Raw genomic sequence first — 19,561 nt, 5'->3', positions numbered from 1 at the left:
CAGGCACCGTGGTTTTGGCCGGTGTCAGGCAGTAATGTTCAATCAGTTGACGTAATAGATGCACCGTAGGCTGCAAACGTGACATTTCGAGGTATTCCCCCGGCTGGTGTGCGCAGGCGATATCACCTGGGCCCAGCACCAATGTTTCGCAGCCAAGGCGCTGAAGATAAGGCGCTTCGGTGCCGAACGCTACTGCTTCGGCCTGATGACCGGTGAGCTTTTGTGCAATCCGGACCAACTCGGCGTCCTCGTCCTGCTCAAAGGGCGGCACTTCAGGGAACAGCGGGGCGTAGTCGATCTGCACCTGATGGCGTTCGGCGACCGGTTTGAGCCTCGCCAGGATTTCAGCACGCAGGGCTTTGGGGTCCATGCCCGGCAGCGGTCGCAGATCAAATTCCAGCGAACATTGGCCGCAAATACGGTTCGGGTTGTCGCCGCCATGAATGCAGCCGAAATTCATCGTCGGGGTCGGCACGCCAAACTGCGGATTACGGAACTCACGCTGCCACAGCAGGCGCAGACCGCGCAGTTCGCCAATCGCATCGTGCATGGCTTCAAGGGCACTGTGACCCAGACGCGGGTCCGAGGAGTGGCCGCTCTGGCCGAGGATATCGATGCGCTCCATCATGATGCCTTTGTGCATCCGGATCGGCTTCAGTCCGGTCGGCTCGCCAATCACCGCGGCACGACCCAATGGGCGTCCGGCTGCTGCCAGGGCGCGAGCGCCAGACATCGAGCTTTCTTCATCACACGTGGCAAGAATCATCAGCGGTTGCTTGAATGGCTGGTCGAGCAACGGCAGGACCGCCTCGATGGCCAAAGCGAAAAACCCTTTCATGTCGCAACTGCCAAGTCCGACCCAGCGGCCATCGACTTCGGTCAGCTTCAACGGATTGGTCTGCCACAGCGCCTCGTCGTACGGCACGGTGTCACTGTGCCCGGCCAATACCAACCCACCGGGGCCGGAGCCAAAACTGGCGAGCAAATTGAATTTGCCGGGGCTGACCTGTTGAATGTCGCAGGCGAAACCCAGGTCGCCCAGCCATGTCGCGAGCAAATCGATCACCGGGCGGTTGGTTTGATCGAGCCTGGGCTGGGTGCAGCTGACAGACGGTGCAGCGATCAACGCGGCGAATTGATCTTTCATGGACGGCAAAGGCATCGCTGACTCCAACTCCCGAATTGATATCCATCATAGAACCATCCGGCGACAGGAATAAACCGTCGCGGCACGTACCAACTCTCACTCCTGTACACTGCACGGCCTTGGCAGCCACACATTCCCCCGGCTGCGCTCCCGATCCTGGATTTTCCGGCCATGCAGAAAGAAACCGAAATCAAACTCCGCGTCAGCCGCGAAACCCTCGCTGCTCTGCGCGAGCACCCGCTACTGAAAAAACGCAACAAAAGTGGCTGGGAACGCCGTGAACTGATGAACCAGTACTTCGACACGCCTGAGCGCGACCTGGCCCGTGCCAAGGTTGCCCTGCGCCTGCGCCGCGATGGCGAAGAAGTGATTCAGACGCTCAAGACCCGCGGCCAAAGTGTTGCTGGCCTGTCCGAGCGCAACGAGTACGACTGGAACCTGCCCAAAGCCAAGCTCGACGTGAAGAAACTCGACGGCGAATGCTGGCCCGAGGAACTGGCCGAGCTGGACAAGAAAACCCTGAAGCCGATTTTCACTACCGATTTCGTCCGCGAGCGCGCCGAGATTGCGTGGGGCCGTGGCAAGACCAAAGTGGTCATCGAAGCCGCACTGGACCTGGGCCATGTGGTTGTCGGCAAGCAGAAAGAAGAAATCTGCGAGCTGGAACTTGAATTGCGCGAAGGCGAACCGGCTGCCCTGCTGGAACTGGCCGCCGAGCTGGCCGCCACCCTGGCACTGATGCCGTGTGACATCAGCAAGGCCGAGCGTGGTTATCGTTTGTACGATGCCAACAGCTATTCGCTGAGCCTGCCAGCACCGCAGATCACTGCCGAAACTCCGCTGGATGACGCGTTTGCCGCCCTGAGCTGGCATTTGCTGAGCAGCAGCCAGCGCCTGGCTGAGCAGTATCGCTTCAATGGTCATTGGCGACTGCTGCAGGACTGGGTCGAGAACCTCGCTGAAATGCGCGCGTTGCTCAGCAGCCTGGGCCAAGCCGCTCCGCGTCAGTCGACTCACGATCTGCGCGTGGCCCTGGATGCCTTGCTGGAAGACTGGCGTCCGCTGGTACAAGCCGGTCAGGATGACGAAGACGTGCGCAAAGCGGCTCCGGAGCAGTTCCTCGAAGAACTGGAAGATCCGCGTTGGGGCTTGTTCTCGCTGAACACGTCGCGATGGTTGCTTGCGCGTACCTGGACGACTGATCGCAATGTTCGCGGCAATCGCCAGGGCGCTGCGCAACTGGGTAGCTGGCTGCCGCGCTTGTTAGGTGAAGAGGCAACCTCCCTCCAGTTGCAGCGCTACCAGCAACAACCGGAAGACCTGGCCGAACAATTGCCGCGCATCGAACGTATCCAGGCCTGGATGCACCATGCCCGCGGTGTGCTGGAGATCCCGGAAATGGATCGTCTGTACGGTGAACTGAACAAACTCGCGCAACTGGCTAACGAGCCGATTACCGATGAATCGCTGGATGCGCGCAAGCAGCAGGCGATTGCGGTGTATCAGAACCGTGCCTGGAAGATGCTGTTGCGGGTGTAATACTTTGTGGCGAGGGAGCTTGCTCCCGCTGGAGTGCGCAGCGCACCCATCATTTTGGGGCTGCTGCGCAGCCCAGCGGGAGCAAGCTCCCTCGCCACATAAGCGCTCTGCCAGTCTTAAACTGGCAGGCTGGTAGTCGACTTGATCTCCGACAACGCCACAATCGAGTTGACCTCCTGTATCCCCGGCACCATCGATAGTTTTTCGAAGAAGAAACGCTCGTACGCTTCAATGTCCGCTGTGACGATCCTCAGCAAAAAATCCACCGACCCCATTAGCACATAACATTCCAGCACCTCGGGAAAGCCCCGAATCGCTTCAGTGAACTCAGTGAAGTTCGAACGCCCATGGGCGTTGAGTTTGATCTCGGCAAAAATCTGCGTGTTCAGCCCGATCTTCTTTCGATCAAGCAGCGTCACCTGCCCCCGAATGATCCCCTCCTCCTTCATCCGCTGTATCCGCCGCCAGCACGGCGATTGCGACAGCCCCACCTGCTCGGCGATCTGCGCACTCGACAGGGAGGCGTCTTCTTGCAGCAACGCGAGAATCTTGCGGTCGTACCCATCCAGATCGCTGTGCATAAAAAAACCTGATCTCACTATGTTCTTGAATTGTTCGATTCAATCATTCTCAAATAAGCCCCATCATAGATAAGAAATGCCCCGCTTCGAATGTAAAAATTTCCCCAGTGATTTTGGAGAAATAACATGCCGCATCTGGAAGCCGTCAACACCCCTTGCGCTCGAGCCGATGTCTGGAACGTCGGCAACGCTCATTGCCGCGTCCACTACCAACTGCTGGCCGAGGCCGAACCGGATTTGCTGTGTCGCGCGCTGAATCTGTTCGCCTTGCAGTTTCTGACGCCTGAACAGGTCAATGTGCAGCGGACCGACGATCTGCTGTCCATCGACATCGTCATGGAAGGTCTCAGCTGGCATCGCGCCCAGGTAATTGCGGAAAAATTACGCAACCTGATCAGTGTGTGTTCGGTCGATCTGCAAAGGGCTGATTCAGTCTGGGAAGCGCCGGCTCAAGCGACAGGTTGAAAGAACTCGATACGGCTTCGTCGGGTAGTGGCCCAACGGTCGGCGGCAGCGCGACTATCCTTTGCGCACTGTTGTTCATGAGGAGCCCGCATGTCCGTTCAACTCGCCATTCAGGACCGCTGGCTGGATCTCAATGATTTGCTGCGCGAACTGGTCGCCCAAGGCTTTATCAGCCAGGACTCGGCCGAGCACGCGCTCAATGCCCGACGTCGCCATGCTGCCAATGGTCAACTGCATCCATTGGAATTCATCGCCAGCCAACACCTCGACGATCTCAGCCGTCCCGGCAAGCACCTCGATCTGGAAGGCCTGACCCTTTGGTTGTCGCAGCAGGCCGGCCAGCCTTACCTGCGCATCGACCCGCTGAAAATCAATGTCGCGGCCATTACACCGCTGATGTCCTATGCCTTCGCCCAACGCCACAAGATCCTTGCGGTTTCCATCGACCGCGACGCCGTGACCGTGGCCAGCGCCCAGCCGTACGTCAATGGTTGGGAAGCCGATCTGACTCACGTGCTGAAGCTGCCGATCAAGCGTGTTGTCGCCAACCCGGTCGACATCCAGCGCTTCAGCGTGGAGTTTTTCCGCCTGGCCAAATCAGTCAGCGGCGCGAGCACAGGCGATGCACAGTCAAACACCCTGGGCAACTTCGAACAGTTGCTCAATCTCGGTGCCAGCGATCAAGAACCGGATGCCAATGACGCGCACATCGTCAACATCGTCGACTGGCTGTTCCAGTACGCTTTCCAGCAGCGCGCCAGCGATATCCACATCGAACCCCGGCGCGAGCAAGGCACGGTACGTTTCCGCATCGACGGCGTACTGCACAACGTCTATCAATTCCCGCCGCAGGTGACCATGGCGATCGTCAGCCGGCTGAAAAGCCTCGGGCGGATGAACGTTGCGGAAAAACGCAAACCCCAGGACGGGCGAGTGAAGACGAAGACGCCGGACGGCGGCGAAGTCGAACTGCGCTTGTCGACGTTGCCGACGGCGTTCGGCGAAAAGATGGTCATGCGGATCTTCGACCCCGAAGTGCTGCTCAAGGATTTCGACCAGCTGGGGTTTTCCGCCGAGGACTTGCGCCGCTGGCAGGACATGACCCGCCAGCCCAACGGCATCATCCTCGTGACCGGTCCGACCGGTTCCGGCAAGACCACGACGCTCTACACCACCCTCAAGAAACTGGCGACGCCCGAGGTCAACCTCTGCACCATCGAGGACCCGATTGAAATGGTCGAGCCGGCGTTCAACCAGATGCAGGTCCAACACAATATCGACCTGACCTTCGCCGCCGGTGTTCGTGCGCTGATGCGGCAAGACCCGGACATCATCATGATCGGCGAGATCCGCGACCTCGAAACCGCAGAAATGGCGATCCAGGCCGCCCTCACCGGCCACCTGGTGCTGTCGACGCTGCACACCAACGATGCACCCAGCGCCATCAGCCGCCTGCTTGAACTCGGTGTGCCGCACTACCTGATCAAAGCCACGGTGCTTGGCGTCATGGCCCAGCGCCTGGTACGAACCCTGTGCTCGCACTGCAAGGCACCGCTGACCCTCAGTGAAGAAGACTGGCAGACCTTGACCAAACCCTGGCAGGCGCCGTTACCGGGGAATGCGCAGCGCGCCATCGGCTGCCTCGAATGTCGCGACACCGGTTACCGCGGGCGTGCCGGGGTGTATGAAATCATGCAATTGACCGACGGCGTCAAAGCCCTCATCAACCCCGACACAGATTTGCTGGCCATTCGGCGCCAGGCCTTCAAGGAAGGGATGCGCAGCTTGCGACTGTCGGGCGCGCAGAAGGTGGCAGCAGGCTTGACGACCATCGAGGAAGTGCTTCGAGTCACCCCGCAGAGCGAGCAAAAATAAATCCTTTGTCGCTTGATGATGCAACGGCCGACTTACGGTACTTATCCCGACCCGGCACCGCTACACTTCTGCGATCGTAATTTCGTTGCTTCACTCAACAGGGAATCGTTATGCAGATCGGTAGCGTGCTTTTACTTTTTGTCGGCCTGGTGGTCGCCATTCTGTTCATGGGTTTCAAGGTCGTGCCCCAGGGTTATCAATGGACGGTCGAGCGTTTCGGCCGTTACACCAACACCCTCAAACCCGGCCTGAACATCATCATCCCGGTCATGGACCGCATCGGTCGCAAGATCAACGTGATGGAAAGCGTGCTGGATATCCCGCCCCAGGAAGTCATCACCGCCGACAACGCCACGGTGCAAATCGATGCGGTGTGCTTCTTTCAGGTGGTCAACACCGCCCAGGCCGCCTACGAGGTGAACAACCTCGAACACGCGATTCGCAACCTGCTGCAAACCAACATCCGTACCGTGCTGGGTTCCATGGAACTGGACGCGATGCTCAGCCAACGTGATGGCATTAATGAAAAGCTGCTGCGCACCGTCGATGAAGCCACTGCGCCGTGGGGCATCAAGATCACCCGGATCGAGATCAAGGACATCAGTCCACCTGCGGACCTGATGGCGGCAATGTCGGGGCAGATGAAAGCTGAACGAATCAAGCGTGCGCAGATTCTTGAAGCCGAAGGCCTGCGCGCCGCGGCGATCCTGACTGCAGAAGGCAAGAAGCAGGCGCAGATCCTGGAAGCCGAAGGGGGTCGTCAGGCCGCATTCCTCGAAGCCGAAGCCCGCGAACGTCAAGCCGAAGCCGAAGCCCAGGCCACTAAAGTCGTTTCGGAAGCCATCGCCGGTGGGAACGTGCAAGCGGTCAACTATTTCGTCGCTCAGAAGTACATCGATGCGCTGGGTAAACTGGCCTCGGCCAACAACAGCAAAGTGATCCTGATGCCACTCGAGGCCAGCTCGATGATCGGCGCAGTCGGCGGCATCGGCGAAATCGTCAAGGCCACGTTCGACAACAAGAAAGCCTGAGGCGCGCTATGTGGGCATTCCTGCAACATCTATCGTTCTGGGACTGGCTGGCATTAGGCACGTTGCTGCTGATTCTTGAAGTGTTCGGCGCGGGTGGCTACCTGCTGTGGATCGGCATGGCCGCAGCCGCAGTCGGTGTACTGACCTTTCTATTGCCGGGGATGACCTGGGAAATGCAGTTTTTGCTGTTTGGGCTGCTCTCGATCGCCACGGCACTGTATTGGTGGCACCGCCAGCGCAGCGCAGTGCGCCAGAGTGATCAGCCAAATCTGAATCTGCGGGGTCAGGAACTGATCGGTAAAACCTTTGTGGTGCATGAGGCGATTGTCGACGGACGCGGCAAGATCAAGGTCGCCGATGGCGTGTGGATGGCCAGCGGAGCAGACGCCGCTCTCGGCAGCCGTGTTCGGGTGATCGGCCAGCAAGGCGCCATTTTGCTGGTTGAACCGGAGTAATAGGCCGCTATGGAACTCGATTGCCTAAATGGCAATCCAACGCCGTAGTTAATCCTGTGGAGTCACCCATCATGCGTCTCAAACTTGCTGTCGCTACCATCGCGTTGTTGTCCCTTCCAGTCGGTTCAGCGATGGCTGACAGCTTTTGGCGTAACGTTCTCTCGTCCGGTGCCACCACCGGCTCGACCTACCTGACGTTCAAGGATCACAAGCTGATCATTGCAGCCCAGGACGATGCTGGCAGCTTCGTCGCCAGCGACGGCGGCATCCGCGGCCCGTACCTGGAAGCCGCCATGCAAAAAGTCCGGGCCGACAACCCTGGCCTCCAGGCCACGGACATGGAACTGGCCAATGCGATCCTGGCGAAAAATGCCGTAGCTTCAGAATAAGTAAATGTCCCAATAAAAAATGCCGCTCATATGAGCGGCATTTTTTTACTCAAAAATCGTTAGCTGAATGAAACCTGTGGCGAGGGAGTTTACTCCCGCTGGGTCGCGCAGCGGCCCCACTCTGTTACCTGATAAGCAGGGGGCTGCTGCGCAGCCCAGCGGGAGTAAACTCCCTCGCCACGGGTGTAGTGTCGCGCTTTTTGCCTGATACAAAACACCCTGCGGCCTGAAAAATTAGCGGTATTCATCCACCGGAACGCAGGCGCAGAACAGGTTTCGATCGCCATAGACGTTGTCCACCCGGTTCACTGCCGGCCAGTACTTGTGAGCCTTGGTGTGTGCATCCGGCGTTACTGCCTGCTCAATGGTATAGGGCCGTTCCCACACCCCTGTGACATCCGCCAGCGTATGCGGCGCACCTTTGAGTGGGTTGTCTTCGGCCGGCCAGTTGCCGTTCTGCACTTCGGTGATTTCCGCGCGAATGCTCAACATCGCGCCGATAAACCGGTCCAGCTCGGCTTTCGACTCGCTTTCGGTCGGTTCGACCATCAAGGTCCCCGGGACCGGAAACGACATGGTCGGCGCATGGAAGCCATAGTCCATCAGCCGCTTGGCGACGTCCTCTTCGGTGATCCCGGTCAGCGCCTTGAGTGGTCGTAAATCGAGGATGCATTCGTGAGCCACACGCTCATTGCGTCCGGTGTAAAGCACTGGAAAGGCACCGGACAGATGCCGAGCCAGGTAATTGGCCGCGAGAATCGCCACCTCGCTGGCATCCGCCAGTTGCGGCCCCATCATGGCGATGTACATCCAGCTGATGGGCAGAATGCTTGCGCTGCCCCACGGCGCGGCACTTACCGCGCCGTTCTGCGGCAGAGGACCGTCAATTGGTATCACCGGATGGTTGGCCACGAACGGCGCCAGATGCGCCCGCACACCAATCGGCCCCATACCCGGGCCGCCACCGCCGTGTGGGATGCAAAAGGTTTTGTGCAAATTCATGTGAGAAACATCAGCGCCAATGTCCGCCGGCCGTGCCAGCCCGACCTGAGCGTTCAGGTTGGCGCCATCCATGTACACCTGGCCACCCTGGCTGTGGACAACCTCGCAGATCTCGCTGATGCCCTCCTCATACACGCCGTGGGTCGACGGATAAGTCGCCATTAGGCAGGCGAGTTTATCGCCGGCGGTCGCTGCTTTGTCCTTCAGGTCATCCAGATCGACGTTGCCCGCCTGGTCACACTCGACGATCACCACACGCATGCCGGCCATTTGCGCCGACGCGGGGTTGGTGCCGTGTGCCGAGGAAGGAATCAGGCAAATATCCCGTGCGCCCTCATGGCGGCTCTCGTGGTATTTGCGAATCGCCAGCAAGCCTGCGTACTCGCCCTGAGCGCCGGAGTTGGGCTGCATGCAGATCGCATCGAAACCGGTAATTGCGCAGAGCCAGCGCTCCAGCTCCTCGATCATCAGCGAGTAACCGACAGCCTGCTCTTTCGGCGCAAAGGGGTGCAGGTTGGCAAACTGCGGCCAGGTGATCGGGATCATCTCGCTGGTGGCATTGAGTTTCATGGTGCAGGAACCCAGCGGAATCATCGATTGGTTGAGCGCCAGGTCCTTGTTTTCCAGCTGTTTGAGATAGCGCAGCATCTCGGTTTCGCTGTGATGGGCGCTGAACACCGGGTGGCGTAGATAAGGCGAAGTGCGCAGCAATGCGTCCGGAATGCCGACCGAGAGCGTTTCAGCATCCAGTTCGTCGACCTTGAGCCCATGATCGGCACCTAGAAACACGTCAAACAGTTTGGCCACGGTGGATTCGTCGCAAGTTTCGTCCAGGCTCAGGCCCAGTTTCCCTCGCCCCAGAATGCGCAAATTGATCCGGGCGGCGTTGGCACTTTCAATGATCGCGGTTTGAGTGCCACCGACTTCCAACGTCAGCGTGTCGAAGAAGTGTTGATTGATTCTCGTGATTCCATGTCTCTCAAGCCCCGTCGCCAGGAGGCAGGTCAGGCGATGAACCCGCTGGGCAATTCGTTTAAGGCCTTCCGGACCATGGTAGACCGCGTAAAAGCTGGCGATATTGGCGAGTAATACTTGAGCAGTGCAAATGTTCGAGTTGGCTTTTTCCCGTCGGATATGTTGCTCGCGGGTTTGCAGGGCCATGCGCAACGCGACGTTGCCGCGAGCGTCTTTGGAGACACCGATGATCCGCCCCGGAATTGCGCGCTTGTACTCGTCACGACTGGCGAAGAACGCCGCGTGTGGTCCGCCGTACCCCATGGGCACGCCGAATCGCTGGGAGGAGCCGAAGACCACGTCTGCACCCAATTCCCCTGGCGGCGTCAGCAGCAGCAGGCTTAGCAGGTCGGTTGCGACGCAAGCCAGCGCTTGCTGGGCATGCAACTGGTCGATCACCGGCCGCAGATCGCGAATTTCGCCATGGGTGTCGGGATACTGCAGCAGCGCGCCAAACACCTGGTGCTGCTTCAAGTTGTCCACCGCGTCGATGATCAGCTCGAAACCGAAGCCTTCTGCACGGGTCTGCACCACAGAAATGGTCTGCGGATGGCAGTTTTCGTCGACGAAGAACAGATTGCTTTTGGACTTGGCAACCCGTTTGGCCAGCGCCATGGCTTCTGCTGCGGCGGTTGCTTCATCCAGCAGTGAAGCGTTGGCCAGCTCCAGGCCCGTGAGGTCAATGACCAATTGCTGGAAATTCAGCAGCGCCTCCAGCCGTCCCTGGGCGATCTCTGGCTGATACGGCGTGTAGGCGGTGTACCAACCTGGATTTTCCAGAACGTTTCGTAAAATCACGGCCGGTGTGAGGGTGCCGTGGTAGCCCATGCCGATCAGGCTGGTCCAGACCTGGTTCTGTTCGGCGTAACCCCGAAGCTTGGCCAGGGCGGCCTCTTCGTCGAGGGCAGGCGGCAGATCGAGCTCACGGTTCAGGCGAATTCCCGGTGGCACCGTCTGTTCGATGAGCTCAATCCGACTGCCCACGCCCAGACTGTCGAGCATCGCCTGCTGCTCGGCGGCATCGGGCCCGAGGTGGCGGCGAAGAAAGGCGTTGGGGTCGCGTAACTGGCTCAAGGACGGCAACTGGGACATGACGGGCTCTCTCTTGACTGGCGCTCTGCGTCGATGCAACACGGTCAAACCAGCATAGCAGTCAGTGCCAACAGCGAACCCTGCGCGAGCGGGCTTATTCAGCGCCCACAAAAAAGCCCCGACAGGTCGGGGCTTTGGGGGTGACGCTAAACGCTTACTCGCCGATGGCAGCCTTGTAGCCAGCCGCGTCGAGCAGCTTGTCCAGGTCGGCAGCGTTGCTTGGCTTGAGCTTGAAGATCCAGGCGCCGTACGGGTCGGAGTTCAGCAGCTCCGGGTTGGCGCTCAGCTCTTCGTTGACTGCGACCACTTCACCGGCCACCGGGGAGTAAATGTCGGAGGCGGCTTTTACCGACTCAACGACACCGGATTGATCACCCGCAGCGAAGACGGTTCCGACTTCGGTCAGCTCTACAAACACCACATCGCCCAGCGCTTCCTGCGCGTGATCGCTGATGCCCACGGTGACAGTGCCATCGGCTTCAAGACGGGCCCATTCGTGACTTTCGGCAAAACGCAGGTCGGCAGGAATATCGCTCATGTTCTGTGTCCTCAAAAAATGGTCAGCGGTCATGCCCGCCGGAAAAGGTTAAATCAAGGTTTTGCCGTGGCGTACGAAGGTCGGTTTGACCACTCGGACCGGGTACCACTTGCCACGGATTTCCACTTCTGCGCGGTCGGCTGTCGCCATCGGCACGCGCGCCAGTGCAATAGACTTGCTTAGCGTAGGAGAGAAACTACCACTGGTGATCTCTCCTTCGCCAACATCTGCGATCCGAACCACCTGATGAGCGCGCAATACCCCGCGTTCTTCAAGCACCAGACCGACCAATTTGTGCTGAATACCACCCGCTCGCTCGGCTTCCAAAGCACTACGGCCGATGAACTGGCGCGTGGCCGGCTCCCAGGCAATGCTCCAGGCCATATTGGACGCCAGCGGCGAAACGTCCTGGTGAATGTCCTGTCCATACAGGTTCATCCCGGCTTCGACCCGCAGGGTATCCCGCGCGCCAAGGCCGATCGGCGAAATCCCCGCGCCAACCAGATCGTTGAAGAATCCGGGGGCCTGATGCGCTGGCAGGATGATTTCCAGACCGTCTTCGCCGGTGTAGCCGGTGCGCGCGATGAACCAGTCACCGTCCGGCAAACCTTCGAATGGCTTGAGCATCTGGATCAGGTTGCCGCGAGACCGGGTGACGAGTTCGGAGATCTTGTGTCGGGCCTGGGGTCCCTGAATGGCCAGCATCGCCAGCTCCGCGCGCTCATTGAGCGTGACATCGAAGCTGCCGAGATGTGACTGCATCCAGGCCAGGTCCTGATCGCGAGTGGACGCATTGACCACCAGACGATAACCGTCTTCAAGACGGTAGACGATCATGTCGTCGACGATACCGCCATGCTCATTGAGCATAGTGCTGTACAGCGCACGTCCCGGGCTGTGCAGTCGTCCGACGTCATTGCTCAGCAAATGCTGGAGCCAGGCTTTGGCCTGGGGGCCGCCGATATCGATCACGGTCATGTGGGATACATCGAAAACCCCGCAATCGCGGCGCACCTGATGGTGTTCCTCGACCTGCGAGCCGTAATGCAGAGGCATATCCCAACCGCCAAAATCGACCATCTTCGCGCCGAGGGCGAGATGAAGGTCATACAGAGGCGTACGCTGTCCCATGGGTTTCTCCTTCCGGGCGTGGCGAAGGTGCGGGCAAGTACTGCACGGAGTGAAAGCCTTGAAATAGAGGGCTTTCAGCCGATTTCAGCGACCTGGTCTGTAGGACGTGCCGCACCGAATGCCGCGCATTGTAGCTGCAAGGTGTAGGACTGACACCTAGGCGTTTCGATGCGCTGAACGTCGGATCAATCCGATGACCGGTAACAACCCGACCAAAACCAGGGTCAGTGCCGGCAACGACGCACGCGCCCACTCACCCTCGCTGGTCATTTCAAAGATGCGAACCGCCAGCGTATCCCAGCCAAACGGGCGCATCAGCAGGGTTGCGGGCATTTCCTTGAGCACATCGACGAACACCAGCAAAGCAGCACTCAACGTTCCGGGCAGCAGCAACGGCAGATACACTTTGAAAAACAGTCGAGGTCCACTGACGCCCAGGCTACGTGCCGCTTCGGGCAAAGATGGCCGTATTCGCGCCAGGCTGCTTTCAAGCGGTCCGTAGGCCACCGCGATGAACCGCACCAGATAGGCCAGCAACAGTGCCGACAGGCTGCCCAGCAGCAAAGGCTTGCCAGCGCCCCCCAACCAGCCTGACAACGGAATCACCAGTTCACGATCCAGGTAACTGAATGCCAGCATGATCGAGACGGCCAATACCGAACCTGGCAGCGCATAGCCGAGGTTGGCCAGGCTGACACCGGAACGGATCGCCTGCGTGGGTGCCAGTCGACGGGCAAATGCCAACACCAGGGCCACGCTGACGGTGATCAATGCAGCGATGCCGCCCAGGTAGAGGGTATGAAGGATCAGCCCGGCATATCGCTCATCCAGGTCAAAGCGTCCGCGCTGCCAGAACCACACGACCAGTTGCAGCATCGGAATGACAAAGGCGCACGCGAACACCAGGCCGCACCAGCTCATGGCCGCCACGGCTTTGAATCCGCGCAGGTGGTACAGCGCTTTGACGCGTGGTCGTTCGTTGCTCGCCCTGTTGGCCCCGCGTGCACGACGCTCGCCGTACAGCACGACCATCACCACCAGCAGCAACAGACTGGCGAGTTGCGCCGCCGTGGAAAGGCTGAAGAACCCGTACCAGGTTTTGTAGATGGCGGTGGTAAACGTATCGAAGTTAAACACCGACACCGCACCGAAATCCGCCAGGGTTTCCATCAACGCCAACGCCACGCCTGCACCGATGGCAGGTCGCGCCATCGGCAACGCGACTCGCCAGAACGCCTGCCACGGCGATTGTCCGAGGACACGGGCCGCTTCCATCAGGCCTTTACCTTGGGCGAGGAACGCCGTGCGCGCCAACAGGTAAACGTAAGGATAGAAAACCAGCACCAGCACCAGAATCACGCCACCGGTCGAACGAACTCGAGGCAGCCGCAGCCCCGTGCCGAACCATTCGCGCAGCAGGGTTTGCACAGGGCCTGCGAAATCCAGCAAGCCAACAAAGACAAATGCCAGAACATACGCGGGAATCGCGAACGGCAGCATCAATGCCCAATCCAGCCAGCGCCGACCGGGGAATTCGCAAAGACTGGTGAGCCAGGCGAGGCTGACACCGAGCAAGGTCACGCCGACACCCACACCGACCACCAGGGTTAATGTGTTGGCCAGCAGCCGTGGCATCTGGGTTTCCCAGAGGTGGGACCAGATTTGAGTGTCGAGGGTTTGCCAGGAGAGAAACAGGACGCTTAGTGGCAGCAGGACCAGCGCAGCGATGGCGAAGACCAGGGGATACCAGCGGCGTTGGGCGGGGTGGGCCAAGGAAAAGCTCTCTGGGATAAATCAACGAAATGTACGTGAAACCCAAAAAGATCGCAGCCTGCGGCAGCTCCTACATTGAAATTGATCACCCTGTAGGAGCTGCCGAAGGCTCGGGCCGCGTTCGGACGATCTTTTGATCTTCGAACGTTGCGACTCAGTTCCAGCCAGCGCGATCCATCATGCGAATCGCTTCAGCCTGACGCTTGCCCGCGATTTCCACCGGCAAGGTGTCCGCGACAAACTTGCCCCAACTCGCCACTTCAGCGGAGGGCTGAACAGCCGGGTTGGCCGGGAATTCCTGGTTTACGTCGGCAAAGATCTTCTGCGCTTCAGGTGTGGTCATCCACTCAACCAACGCCTTGGCTGCTTCTGGATGCGGCGCATGCTTGGTCAGGCCGATGCCCGACAAGTTGACGTGCACACCACGGTCACCCTGGTTTGGCCAGAACAGCTTCACCGCCAGATCCGGCTTCTGCTTGTGCAGGCGGCCGTAGTAGTAAGTGTTGACGATGCCGACGTCGCATTGGCCAGCGTTGATCGCTTCCAGCACCGCAATGTCGTCGGAGAATACGTCGGTGGACAGGTTATTCACCCAGCCTTTGAGAATTTTCTCGGTTTTGTCGGCGCCGTGGACTTCGATCATGGTGGCAGTCAGGGACTGGTTGTAGACCTTCTTCGCTGTACGCAAGCACAAGCGACCTTCCCAGTTTTTGTCGGCCAGGCCCTCGTACGTCGTCAACTCGCCCGGTTTCACGCGGTCGGTGGAATAGGCGATGGTCCGGGCGCGCAGGCTCAGGCCGGTCCAGGCATGGGCGGAAGAGCGGTATTGCAGCGGAATATTGGCGTCGATCACCTTGGAGGTGAACGGTTGGAGGATGCCCATCTGCTCGGCCTGCCAGAGGTTCCCGGCATCGACGGTGAGCAGCAGGTCGGCGGTTGCGTTCTCGCCTTCGGCCTTGATGCGCTGCATCAGCGGCGCTTCCTTGTCGGTGATGAATTTGATTTTCACCCCGGTTTTGGCGGTGTAGGCATCGAAGACCGGCTTGATCAGCTCGTCGATCCGGGAGGAGTAAACCACCACTTCGTCGGCGGCCTGGGCGGCAGTGCTGCCAATCAGGGTCAGGGCGATTGCGGTCAGTAGACGCTTCGGTGCCAACATGGGAGCGATCCCTCGATAGAAAAGTGAGGGCAAATGATAAGGACTCACATTTACCATCTCAATCGATCAGTTCGCGGAGGCGTTACCAGATGTTGCACAGACGGAAATCGCCCCAAGGTTGTGTAGATCTTAGGGTTTGGCTAAGGCCGGAAGGTCCCCGGTCAAGCCCAGCGCTTCACGCACAAAAAGCGCCTTGGCCTCGGGCATTTGATCAACCAGCTTCAACCCGGCGTTGCGCAGCCAGCGCATCGGCAACGGGTCGGCCTGGAACAATCGCTCGAAACCTTCCATCGCCGCCATCAGCGCCAGGTTATGAGGCATGCGTCGACGCTCGTATCGGCTCAGCACTTTGACATCCGCCAGTTGTTCGCCGCGAGCGGCCGCTTGTAGCAGTACTTCGGCCAGCACGGCGGCATCAAGGAACCCAAGGTTCACGCCCTGCCCCGCCAGCGGGTGAATGGTGTGGGCTGCATCGCCGATCAGCGCCAGGCCTTGCTGGACATAACGCTTGGCATGGCGCTGGCGCAGTGGAACGCACAGACGCGGATCAGCGCTTATCACCTTGCCAAGCCGGCCTTCAAAGGCCCGCTCGAGCTCCCGGCAAAAGACTTCTTCATCCAGCGCCATCAAGCGTTCGGCTTCACTTGGGGTGGTCGACCAGACGATCGAGCACCAGTCCTGCTGTCCATCGCGCTCCAGCGGCAGAAACGCCAGCGGCCCGTTATCGGTGAAGCGCTGCCAGGCGGTCATCTGATGAGGCTGGGTACTGCGTACGCTGGTGACGATGGCGTGGTGCATATAATCCCATTCCCGCGTCGCCATGCCGGTCAGGCGCCGCACGGCCGAGTTGGCACCATCGGCAGCGATTACCAGCGGAGCCCGCAACGTGCGGCCATCCGCAAGAGTCAGCAACCAGTCATCCCCGGAGCGACGCATCTGTTCCAGGCGAGCATTGGCCAGCATGCCCAGGTCGCAGTCATGCAAGCGGTCGAGCAAAGCGTCCTGAACCACGCGGTTCTCGACAATGTGCCCGAGTACTTCGGCATGCACACTGGCGGCCGAGAAGTGAATTTTCCCGGTCCCGCTGCCGTCCCAGACATGCATGTCGGAGTAAGGACTGCTGCGTCGGTTTTCGATGCCTTCCCAGACACCCAAACGCTGCAGAATCCGCTGGCTGGCGGTCGACAAGGCACTCACTCGCGGCTCGAACGGTGTCTCGCTATCGAACGGTTTGACGCTCATGGGGCTGCCGTCCAGCAGCAGCACTTGCAGCCCGCTGTCCTGCAACGCGAGCGCCAGGGCGCTGCCGACCATTCCGGCCCCGACAATCAGCAGATCTGCGCGCATGTCCATGCTTTAAGCCTGTCTCGCTTGCGGCTTGAGCCGCACGTAAAGGGTTTTCCCGACGCGCGCCACCAAGTGACCCGCGCCATCGTGAATATCGACCTGCAACTGCGGCAGGTATTTTTCGCCATCGGCGGTCTGCCGGCGGATCTCATCGAGCAAGGTGTCGTCGATGGTGAAGCGGGCGAACACCGGACCTTTGCCCGGCGAAATGAAATCGATGTCGGCGGCCTTGTCCCAAACGATGTAACGGTGGCCCAGGTTTTCCATCAGCATCAGCATGAAAAACGGGTCGACCATCGAGTACAGGCTGCCGCCGAACTGGGTGCCAACGTAATTGCGGTTGTACCAGCCCAGACCCATGGACACCCGGACATCGCGAAAATCTTCGCTGATGTGCTGCACCCGCACACCGGCGCCGAGATACGGCGGGTAGAAAGTCATGGCCCAACGCATCAACGGCGCTTTTGCGAACCTGCTGGTGAGCCACTTAAGCATCGGGACGGGTACCCAAACCCATGGCCTGCCGGGCAAACCAGCGCTTGGCTGGCGGCAACAGATCGAGACCGAGCAGGCCGAGGTTACGGCCCAGGGAAACCAGCGGCTGGGTGCTGCCGAAAAGACGGGTCACTTGATCGGAGAAGCCTACGGTCAGGTTTTGATCCAGACGCTGGCGCTCGCGGTATGCCTGCAACGTGGCGAAGTCGCCAGGCGCTGTCTCGCTCGCCAGCAACGCATCGGCCAGCGCCTGGGCATCACGCAGCGACAGGTTGAAGCCTTGTCCGGCAATCGGGTGCAGGCTGTGAGCGGCGTTGCCGAGAATCGCCAGATGCGGGCGCACCTGTTCTTCGGCTTCGATCAACGCCAGCGGGTACAAATGCCGTGCGCCGACTTGTTTCAGGGTGCCGAGACGATAACCGAACACACCCTGCAATTCGCTGAGGAAGTCACGATCGTCCAGCGCCGCCAGCCGTTGCGCATCCATGCCCAGACGGGTCCAGACCAGGGCGCAGCGATTGTCCGGCAGCGGCAGCAACGCCATCGGGCCATCGTCGGTAAAACGTTCGAAGGCCACGCCGTTGTGGGATTCGCTCGGGGTGATGTTGGCGATCAGCGCACTCTGGTTGTACGGACGCTTCTTGATGCCGATGCCCAGTTGCTCGCGCAGCCCGGAACGACCGCCATCGGCCAGCACCGCAAGGTCACATTCCAGGGTGGTTTCATCGTTGAGGGTCAGGCGGTAGCCGTCAGTCAGCGGTTCCATCCGGGTGACTTCCGCTGGGCAACGCCAACTGATCACGTCCTCGTCCAGACCTTGCCAGAGGCATTGACCGAGCCAGGCGTTTTCCACCACATACCCGAGCGCCGGAACGCCCTCTTCCATCGCCGACAGCCGCGCGGTGGAAAAACGCCCGCGATCGGAAACATGAATCTGCTTGATCGGCTCGGCGCGGCGGGAGATTTCCTGCCACACGCCCAGCCGTTGATAAATTTGTCGGGCGCCGAAGGACAGCGCCGAAGAACGGGCGTCATAGCTCGGTTGGTAGGTGTCACCCGGAGCGAATGGCTCGATCAGCACGATCTTCCAGCCTCGCGCCTTGGCCCCGGCCTGCAATGCCAACGCCAGACTGGCGCCGACCAGACCGCCCCCGATGATTGCCAGATTGACCCGACTCATGCCGCCTGTGTCCTTGCTGCGGCCATCAGGGCCTCGATCTCGGCGACTGTTTTCGGTACGCCTTGGGTCAGGATTTCACAACCGGTTTTAGTCACCACTACGTCGTCCTCGATGCGCACGCCAATGCCACGCCATTTTTTCGCTACGTTCTGGTTATTCGGAGCGATGTAGATACCCGGCTCCACCGTCAACGCCATGCCGACCTCAAGCACCCGCCATTCACCGCCGACCCGGTACTCGCCCACGTCATGCACATCCATGCCCAGCCAGTGACCGGCGCGGTGCATGTAGAACGCCTTGTACGCCTCGCTGGCGATCAGCTCGTCTACGTCACCCTGCAACAGACCCAGTTCAACCAGGCCCGAAGTAATCACCCGGACCGTTGCTTCATGGGCCTGGTTCCAGTGCTTGTTCGGGGCAATTTCGGCAAATGCGGCTTCTTGTGAGGCCAGCACCAACTCGTAGATTGCCTTCTGTTCCGCTGAATACTTGCCGTTGACCGGCCAGGTGCGGGTGATATCGCTGGCGTAGCAGTCGATTTCACAACCCGCATCGATCAGCACCAGGTCACCATCCTTGAGCACCGCGTCGTTTTGCTGGTAATGCAGGATGCAGCTATTGCGCCCCGCCGCGACAATCGAACCATAGGCCGGCATCTTGGCCCCGCCTTTGCGGAACTCGTAGTCGAGCTCGGCTTCGAGGCTGAACTCATACAACCCTGCCCGGCTGGCCTGCATCGCGCGGATGTGCGCCTGGGCGGAAATCCGCGCGGCCTCGCGCATCACCTTCACTTCTGCCGCCGATTTATACAGGCGCATGTCGTGCAGCAGATGATCCAGGGCAACGTATTCGTTCGGCGGCTGGGCGCCAAGGTGCGCTTTGGAGCGGATCACGTTGATCCAGTCCATCAGGTGCCGATCAAACTCAGGGTTACTGCCCATGGCCGAATAGACCCGGTCGCGGCCTTCGATCAGGCCCGGCAGGATGTCGTCGATGTCGGTGATGGGAAAGGCATCGTCAGCACCGAAGTCGCGAATGGCGCCTTCCTGACCGGCACGCAGACCGTCCCATAACTCGCGTTCGGCATTGCGCTCACGGCAGAACAGGATGTATTCGCCATGCAGGCGTCCGGGCATCAACACGAGAACAGCCTGGGGTTCGGGAAAACCGCTCAGGTACTGAAAATCGCTGTCCTGACGGTAGACGTGCTCGACGTCGCGATTGCGGATAGCAACCGCGGCGGCGGGCAGAATGGCGATGCTGTTGGGTTCCATCTGCGCCATCAAGGCCTTGCGGCGACGGCTGTATTCCGATTTCGGGATATGAATCATGGGCAGATGGCGTTCCC

17 protein-coding genes are annotated in these 19,561 nt (G+C 59.9%); 6 read left to right on the top strand and 11 right to left on the bottom strand.

Going from position 1 to position 19,561, the window contains the following annotated elements; all coding sequences use genetic code 11:
* Positions 1–1,162 (bottom strand): acetylornithine deacetylase (argE, locus tag AC3ZVB_RS03610; protein WP_490145787.1); only part of this gene is annotated, 1,162 nt, incomplete at its 3' end.
* 156 nt (positions 1,163–1,318) lie between these two features.
* Between argE and AC3ZVB_RS03605 the strand changes: the two genes are divergently transcribed.
* Positions 1,319–2,686 carry a CYTH domain-containing protein gene (locus tag AC3ZVB_RS03605; RefSeq protein ID WP_162438416.1) on the top strand — a complete coding sequence of 456 codons (1,368 nt, stop codon included), beginning with the start codon at positions 1,319–1,321 and terminating at the stop codon, positions 2,684–2,686.
* 116 nt (positions 2,687–2,802) lie between these two features.
* Here the strand turns inward: AC3ZVB_RS03605 and AC3ZVB_RS03600 are convergent, their stop codons facing one another.
* Positions 2,803–3,267: an Lrp/AsnC family transcriptional regulator gene (locus AC3ZVB_RS03600; protein ID WP_162438417.1), complete on the bottom strand. Its 465-nt coding sequence runs from the start codon at positions 3,265–3,267 to the stop codon at positions 2,803–2,805.
* 126 nt (positions 3,268–3,393) lie between these two features.
* On the opposite strand from AC3ZVB_RS03600, the gene AC3ZVB_RS03595 reads away from it, so the two are divergent.
* The 5 genes from AC3ZVB_RS03595 to AC3ZVB_RS03575 all read left to right on the top strand — a co-directional run bounded on the left by AC3ZVB_RS03595 (position 3,394) and on the right by AC3ZVB_RS03575 (position 7,482).
* Positions 3,394–3,732 carry an ACT-like domain-containing protein gene (locus AC3ZVB_RS03595; protein ID WP_194690975.1) on the top strand — a complete coding sequence of 113 codons (339 nt, stop codon included), beginning with the start codon at positions 3,394–3,396 and terminating at the stop codon, positions 3,730–3,732.
* A 90-nt stretch (positions 3,733–3,822) separates the two neighbouring features.
* On the top strand, positions 3,823–5,607 hold the full coding sequence (gene tfpB, locus AC3ZVB_RS03590) for a type IV pilus assembly ATPase TfpB (protein WP_162438419.1): 1,785 nt from the start codon (positions 3,823–3,825) through the stop codon (positions 5,605–5,607).
* A 110-nt stretch (positions 5,608–5,717) separates the two neighbouring features.
* Entirely contained in the window at positions 5,718–6,638 is a 921-nt protein-coding gene (locus AC3ZVB_RS03585; RefSeq protein WP_008150402.1) for an SPFH domain-containing protein, read from the top strand.
* An 8-nt stretch (positions 6,639–6,646) separates the two neighbouring features.
* Positions 6,647–7,093, top strand: coding sequence for an NfeD family protein (locus AC3ZVB_RS03580; RefSeq protein WP_162438420.1), 447 nt, complete (start codon positions 6,647–6,649; stop codon positions 7,091–7,093).
* A 71-nt stretch (positions 7,094–7,164) separates the two neighbouring features.
* The gene (locus tag AC3ZVB_RS03575) at positions 7,165–7,482 is read left to right on the top strand and encodes a DUF2388 domain-containing protein (protein WP_150712997.1); all 318 of its coding nucleotides are present in this window, start codon (positions 7,165–7,167) and stop codon (positions 7,480–7,482) included.
* 234 nt (positions 7,483–7,716) lie between these two features.
* On the opposite strand, the gene gcvP is transcribed toward AC3ZVB_RS03575, so the two are convergent.
* The 9 genes from gcvP to pepP form a co-directional block, all read right to left on the bottom strand.
* Positions 7,717–10,590: an aminomethyl-transferring glycine dehydrogenase gene (gcvP, locus tag AC3ZVB_RS03570; protein WP_490145786.1), complete on the bottom strand. Its 2,874-nt coding sequence runs from the start codon at positions 10,588–10,590 to the stop codon at positions 7,717–7,719.
* Positions 10,591–10,744: 154 nt separating this feature from the next.
* Positions 10,745–11,128, bottom strand: a complete 384-nt coding sequence (gene gcvH, locus AC3ZVB_RS03565; protein ID WP_162438422.1) for a glycine cleavage system protein GcvH — start codon at positions 11,126–11,128, stop codon at positions 10,745–10,747.
* A 48-nt stretch (positions 11,129–11,176) separates the two neighbouring features.
* Positions 11,177–12,259 (bottom strand): glycine cleavage system aminomethyltransferase GcvT, encoded by a 1,083-nt coding sequence (gene gcvT / locus AC3ZVB_RS03560; RefSeq protein ID WP_490145785.1) that lies wholly within the window; start codon positions 12,257–12,259, stop codon positions 11,177–11,179.
* A 156-nt stretch (positions 12,260–12,415) separates the two neighbouring features.
* A complete protein-coding gene (locus AC3ZVB_RS03555) occupies positions 12,416–14,032 on the bottom strand; it encodes an ABC transporter permease (RefSeq protein ID WP_162438424.1) in 1,617 nt (538 codons plus the stop codon).
* 154 nt (positions 14,033–14,186) lie between these two features.
* Positions 14,187–15,191, bottom strand: coding sequence for an extracellular solute-binding protein (locus AC3ZVB_RS03550; RefSeq protein ID WP_162438425.1), 1,005 nt, complete (start codon positions 15,189–15,191; stop codon positions 14,187–14,189).
* Positions 15,192–15,320: 129 nt separating this feature from the next.
* Positions 15,321–16,538: a 2-octaprenyl-3-methyl-6-methoxy-1,4-benzoquinol hydroxylase gene (locus AC3ZVB_RS03545; protein ID WP_490145864.1), complete on the bottom strand. Its 1,218-nt coding sequence runs from the start codon at positions 16,536–16,538 to the stop codon at positions 15,321–15,323.
* 9 nt (positions 16,539–16,547) lie between these two features.
* On the bottom strand, positions 16,548–17,033 hold the full coding sequence (locus tag AC3ZVB_RS03540) for a DUF4442 domain-containing protein (RefSeq protein WP_490145784.1): 486 nt from the start codon (positions 17,031–17,033) through the stop codon (positions 16,548–16,550).
* On the bottom strand, positions 17,026–18,213 hold the full coding sequence (gene ubiH / locus AC3ZVB_RS03535; protein ID WP_490145783.1) for a 2-octaprenyl-6-methoxyphenyl hydroxylase: 1,188 nt from the start codon (positions 18,211–18,213) through the stop codon (positions 17,026–17,028). The genes AC3ZVB_RS03540 and ubiH overlap by 8 nt, the downstream gene beginning before the upstream one ends.
* Complete coding sequence (gene pepP, locus AC3ZVB_RS03530; RefSeq protein WP_162438429.1) at positions 18,210–19,544, bottom strand: Xaa-Pro aminopeptidase; 1,335 nt, start codon at positions 19,542–19,544, stop codon at positions 18,210–18,212. Before pepP ends, ubiH begins: the two co-directional genes overlap by 4 nt.
* Between the last annotated feature and the right edge of the window lie 17 nt (positions 19,545–19,561).

The organism is Pseudomonas sp. MDV22-iso1, assembly GCF_058145095.1.
This window is presented reverse-complemented; position numbering and strand designations above follow the sequence as displayed.